General features: G+C 58.0%; 6 protein-coding genes. All 6 read right to left on the bottom strand.

The window, feature by feature from the left end; genetic code table 11:
- The coding region (rpiB, locus tag ACWI8T_RS07605; RefSeq protein ID WP_449138500.1) for a ribose 5-phosphate isomerase B at positions 1-451 on the bottom strand (451 nt) is incomplete at its 3' end.
- Positions 452-490: 39 nt separating this feature from the next.
- Entirely contained in the window at positions 491-1,990 is a 1,500-nt protein-coding gene (glpK, locus tag ACWI8T_RS07600) for a glycerol kinase GlpK (protein ID WP_419086020.1), read from the bottom strand.
- A 311-nt stretch (positions 1,991-2,301) separates the two neighbouring features.
- Positions 2,302-2,556 carry a hypothetical protein gene (locus tag ACWI8T_RS07595; protein ID WP_114615399.1) on the bottom strand — a complete coding sequence of 85 codons (255 nt, stop codon included), beginning with the start codon at positions 2,554-2,556 and terminating at the stop codon, positions 2,302-2,304.
- Between the two features lie 248 nt (positions 2,557-2,804).
- Positions 2,805-3,785, bottom strand: coding sequence for an alpha/beta fold hydrolase (locus tag ACWI8T_RS07590; RefSeq protein ID WP_449138499.1), 981 nt, complete (start codon positions 3,783-3,785; stop codon positions 2,805-2,807).
- Between the two features lie 208 nt (positions 3,786-3,993).
- Positions 3,994-4,671: a hypothetical protein gene (locus ACWI8T_RS07585; RefSeq protein WP_449138498.1), complete on the bottom strand. Its 678-nt coding sequence runs from the start codon at positions 4,669-4,671 to the stop codon at positions 3,994-3,996.
- 451 nt (positions 4,672-5,122) lie between these two features.
- Positions 5,123-5,722, bottom strand: a complete 600-nt coding sequence (locus ACWI8T_RS07580; protein WP_449138497.1) for an L-threonylcarbamoyladenylate synthase — start codon at positions 5,720-5,722, stop codon at positions 5,123-5,125.
- Positions 5,723-5,906: the final 184 nt, after the last annotated feature.

Raw genomic sequence — 5,906 nt, 5'->3', positions numbered from 1 at the left:
TGTTCACGTCGGCGTCGAGGTCCATGATCTTTTTCACGCGCATAGCGTGGCGGCCGCCCTCGAATTTGGTCGTAAGGAAGGTGTCGACGATCTGCTTGTTCACGTCGAGTTCAACGAAACGACCGGAAAGCGTGATGATGTTCGCATCGTTGTGCTGACGGCACAGCTCGGCAAACTGCACGTTGATGATGTTCGCAGCACGGCAGCCAACGATTTTGTCGGCCGCGAGCGCCATGCCGATGCCCGTGCCGCATACGAGCACGCCGCGGTCGGCCACGCCGTTAGACACGTCATGCGCAACAGCGGCTGCATAATCAGGGTAATCGACGCGATCGTCGCTGTCGGGGCCGCGGTCGATAACATCGTAGCCCTGCTCTCTCAGATACGCCGCGAGCTCTTGCTTCTGCTCGAAACCTGCGTGGTCGCTGCCAATGGAGATTTTCATTGCCATGACAATCCTTTCTTCGCGCGGCCATGCCGCCGATATTCATTACTCGTGAATCATAACCCGAGAAACCGCCGCGTGCCAGTTGGCGAGCTTTTCTTCACGCTCTGCCTCAATCATTGCGGGGCGGAAGTGATCGTCGCGCTCGCGCATGGCGCGCAATTCAGCCGTGCCCTCCCAGAATCCCGTGGAAAGCCCCGCCAAAAACGCAGCTCCCAAGCCTGTGCTTTCAAGCACTTTGGGGCGATTGAGCTGGGCATTGAGGATATCGGCCTGGAATTGCATCAGAAAGCCGTTCGCCGATGCCCCGCCGTCGACGTTGAGCTGGTCAATCGCATGCCCCGATTCGCGTTCCATGGTCGCCGCGACATCGGCAACCTGATACGCCATGGATTCGAGTGCCGCTCGGGCGATATGCGCCCTGTTCGCGCCCCGCGTAAGGCCGAAAATCGCACCACGCGCCTCGGAGTCCCAATATGGTGCGCCGAGGCCCGTGAACGCCGGAACCACCACAACGCCCGCAGAATCGGGAACGCTGTTCGCAAGGTCTTCGCTTTCAGCAGCGTTTTGAATAATGCCGAGTTCGTCTCGAAGCCACTGCACCACAGCGCCCGCCACGAACACGCTGCCCTCAAGGGCGTATTCGAGCCCGTCGGCGCCAGGAGCGCTTGCGGCGACCGTGGTTACGAGGCCGTTTTGCGATTCAACGGCGGTATGGCCCGTATGGAGCAACATAAAACAACCCGTACCATACGTGTTCTTTGCACGACCGGGATCGAAGCAGCACTGGCCGAACAAGGCCGCCTGCTGATCGCCCGCAACGCCGCGAATCGGAATGCCAGCAGGCACCGCGGCGCAGGCCGTTATTCCAAAGTCGCCCGACGAGGGACGCACTTCGGGAAGAAGGGATGCGGGCACGTCGAACAACTCGAGCAATTCTTCGTCCCACTCGCCCGTATGAATATTGAAGAGCATCGTGCGGCTCGCGTTGGTCACGTCAGTCGCATGCACTGCTCCACCCGTGAGCTGCCAAATGAGCCACGTATCTACCGTGCCGAACGCAAGCTTGCCGGCCTCGGCCGCCTCGCGAGCCCCGGGAACATGGTCGAGCAGCCACTTGATTTTGCTCGCCGAGAAGTACGCATCGGGAATGAGGCCCGTTTTTGCTTGAATAAGCTCGCGAACACCCGGCCGCGCGCACACTTCCTCGACGATATCGGTCGTACGACGGCATTGCCACACGATGGCATTCGCAATGGGAACGCCCGTCTCGCGATTCCAAACCACCGTGGTTTCACGCTGGTTCGTAATGCCAATCGAGTCGATTTCTTCGGGAGATACGCCCGAAGACACGAGCACCTCTGTTATTACACCGAGCTGCGATGAGGCGATTTCGCGCGGATCGTGCTCGACCCAGCCAGGCTTCGGGTAAATCTGACGAAAGGGATGCTGCGCGATGCCGACTGGCTGGCCCGCATGGTCGAACAAGATGGCGCGCGACGACGTAGTCCCTTGGTCGAGCGCAAGAACGTATTTTTTCGACATGAATCCTCTCTTTGCTCGTCGCCTGGAATGCGGTTTCGGCTCGGTCAAGTCCTGACTCGCACGAAAGCCACATTTAGTGGCTTTCGGCTCGTGCGGAATCTACCGAAACCGCACCCCAGGCGACGAGCAAACGCGCTCACCAGCATAAACGGAGTCGTCTTCTTCATCCGAAGGAAGCTTCGAGGCCCTCGGTGTTCAAGTATTCCTTATTCCAATACGAAACACCGCGAAGCGGGCGCATAGCGAACAAAGTGAGCGGTAGCCCGCTGTGGCCTCAGGGCTTTCTTCGAATGAAGAAGACGACGGACGGATTAGGAAATTCCGTAGGCCTCGTACATTGCGAGCGTCGCTTTGATGGCGATTTGCTGGGCGAACAGCTGTTGCGCCTGAGGATCGGCCGAGCCGTTCTCCTCGATATCGGCGAGCTTTTCGTTCACGTTTTCCAGCTGGCCTTCCAAATCTTGGTGCATATCTTCATATGCGGCCAAGCGACGAAGCGCCGCTGCTTGGTAGCGAGGCTGAACCTCTACATCGCCGTTCGCGGCGATTTCGGTCAAACGATGCATAGAACTCTCCTATCGTTAAAGCCGCCACAAACGCAGGCGGCGCAATACGACTCTTGCAAACGATGCAATTGTAACGCGAACCGTCACGCGTTCGCGAGCGAACAACGCCGCAAAAGGCAACGCCCCAACCGCGCACATGCGTTCGGATGAGATGCTTGCTTGCATGCTCGCATCGCAACCAAAGGCATGCACGGCGGCGCATTGCACCGCAAAATGGAAATTGCCACCCGATAAAACGAACGCGCAGATTAGATTCCTTGCTTTGCAAGCCACGCTTCCACATCGGCCATAACGTGTGCGCGACCAGGCTCGTTGAGAATCTCGTGGCGCATGCCGGCATAGATTTTCGTCTCAACCGACTGCACGCCGGCATTCCGGTATTCTTCGGCGGCCTTCCGCACGCCGCGCCCGCAATCACCCACAGGGTCTTCCCCACCCGCGATAAAGAGCAGCGGCAAAACCTTGGGGACCTTGGACGCACTTTCCGCACGAACCACTTCGCCCGTAAGCGCGGTGAGCGTGGCGTAACCGCCCACGGTGAACATCTGGCCGCATTCTGAATCGTTGATATAGGCGTCGACTTGTGCCGGATCGGTTGAGAGCCAATCGAAATCGGTACGCGGGTTTTTGACGGCCTTCGAATAGGCGCCGTCGGCCATGGAATGCAAGAGCCCGCTTTTGTAGCGTTCTCCGCGCAGACGCGCGAGCGCATTGGCCAAAGCATTGCCCGCCATCGAGAGCGCCGCCACCTGCTGGCCCGTGCCGCAGAGCACCGCCGCCGCAAGGCCCTCTCCATGCTCGGAAATGTATTTTCGCGTAATGAAGCTGCCCATGGAATGGCCGAACATCACATAGGGCACCTCGCTACCGAAACGCGCCTGCATAATGCCGCGCAAGGCGTGCACATCTCGAACGAGAACCTCAGCGCCATCGCGAGCGGGCATATGGCCCAGGTCTTGCGCGTCGGAAACGCTTTCTCCATGCCCCACGTGATCGTTCGCGCACACTACGAAACCGCTTTCTACAAGGAATTTCGCGAAATGGGCGTAGCGCACGACATGCTCCGACATTCCGTGCACGACCTGAACGATGCCCCGAACGTCTGAATATCGCAACCCCTCCGGGGTTTCCGAGCCTTCTGGCTGCTCGGCTGCGTCAGGCTCCCATAGGAGCGCGCGAATCGCCGTTTTCCCATCGGCGCTCGGATACTTCAACGTGGCCGTTTTCATGTGCGCACCTCCTTCGACAGAGCCGGCATGCCGATCTCTCGACACCCAGCCCATTCAACGTGCCATCCATTCTACAATGCCGATCGGCTCGCTCAAATGCGCGCGATCGCCGTTTGCCTAATTGACGAAAATGTCGTCTACGACGCATAAAGCAATCGAACGGGGTCAATCAAATGGGGGCAGTCGCTATGCTTGCGCCTTTTCGAAATCATAGCGGTGCCCCTCCCAAGAAGATTGGCACAATGCCGCTCACAGCAAGAAAGCCAATAGCAAGAAATGGAGCAAAGGGGAAATCGTGCGCCGGGCGGCCAACCGCGAACCGAGCCACACAATAGAGAAGCGATGCGACACATGCGACGCAAAGCGCCGCGATACCCCCTTCGAAACCAGCAAAAAGCCCTATGGGAAACAGCAATTTCACGTCACCTGCGCCAAGCGGCTCGCCGCCACGGAAGCACGAGACCGCAAGCGAACACCCAAGCGCGAAGGCCGATACCCCGAAAGCCCCTATGACGCTCGATGTAGCCGTAGACAATATCGACTCTATGAGGTTCGACGAACACGCGTCAGCCAATTCACAGGGACTTCCCGGCGAAGCATTCATCGCGGACGAAGAAGTAGCTCCATTGAAAACGAGACCAACCGCACTTGATGGCTCGTAAACAAAGAGCCACCCCTCAATAACGCCTACGACCCGGGCGAGAAGGGAAACGCACCATAACGCGATTCCGGCAACCACAACTCGATTAGGAATGATTCTCTCCCGAATGTCGATGAAGCTCGCATAAAACAAAACGGCGAGAAACGCTACAGAGAGTAAATTGGGAGTCATCGACAAGAAAAAGTCAGGGGTCGTTGCTGAGACGCTCTCAAGAGTTGCCACCATACCCCCCCTTCGCATGCCTATTGATGCTCTGGCGGAAAGACGCAGCCGCCAAGAGCTTCGGAGCAAAGGCGTCACGAGCAAAAATTGCAGCGCAGCGTATCGTATGAAGTCGAGCGCGCCATTCCGCTTATAAGCGCATCCGCGCCCCATGCGACAACTCTAGCGCGCCAACCTTGCCGAAACCTTGCCCACATGCGGGCGATTTGGCTCAAAAATCCCGTCGATTTCCTCTTTTCCTCGCGACAATTGCCCTCATTTTCCATTGAAGCCAACGTCGTTTTCCCTCGCAATTACTCGCGTTTTCCATCTGGGCACCGGGAGCTATCCGCTTATTCTTGATTAAAAGGGTGAGACCTTATCGTCGGAAACATCGCGCACGCATTCACGGCGGAATCGCGTATGGCGTTACAACGACATCGCACACGTCACCGCAACAACATCGGGTATAGCGCTACAACAGTTCCTTAAAATCATCGGCGGTAAGAGCCCCAACTCGCAGAATGTGCGGATGCTCATGCGTGCAATCGACGATGGTCGACGAGACGCCTGAGCGGGGAACATCGTCGCCAAGCACAACGGGCACCTGCGCCGCAAATTCAGGATCGACATCGGCCAGCGTTTGGGGCGGTTTCTTTCCTTGAAAATTCGCGCTCGAGGTTGCCAAGGGGAACCCGACGCGCTCAATGAGTTCCAAGGCGACAGAATCGTTCGGCATGCGCAGCGCAATGGTGTCGTTCGCGCCGCGAAATGCCTCGGGCACGTTGTCGCCCGCTTTCACCACGAGCGTAAGAGGCCCAGGCCAAAACTGCGAAACCATATCGTGCGCGAGCTGCGACACGTCGCGGCCATAGCGCGTAAGCGCCGCAGGAGAGCCAACAAGCCACGGAATAGCTTTGTCGGGATCGCGACGTTTATCAATATAAATAGCCTCGGGAGAACACGCGAGACCGACGGCGATGCCGATCCCATATACGGTATCGGTTGGGAAAACGACGGGCTTGCCCGCGGTAAGCGCCGCGACGGCCTTGCTCAGTTGGGCCTCATCGACCATAGTTGCCTCTTCCAAACGCGCCGCCCACGTCGGCGGCATTTTCTTTAGTCGAATTGTACCAACCACATACCTTCGAATGGCAACACGTGCGTAAAAGTCACCATGACGCCATGCGAACGCGAGGAACCGAAGCCCCACGGAGCCGAACCGAGCACAGGAGTCAATGGGCCACCGCACACGGATT

Source organism: Slackia sp., from assembly GCF_977041755.1.
Note: the sequence above shows the minus strand (reverse complement) of the source record. Positions and strands in the feature narration are given on the sequence as shown.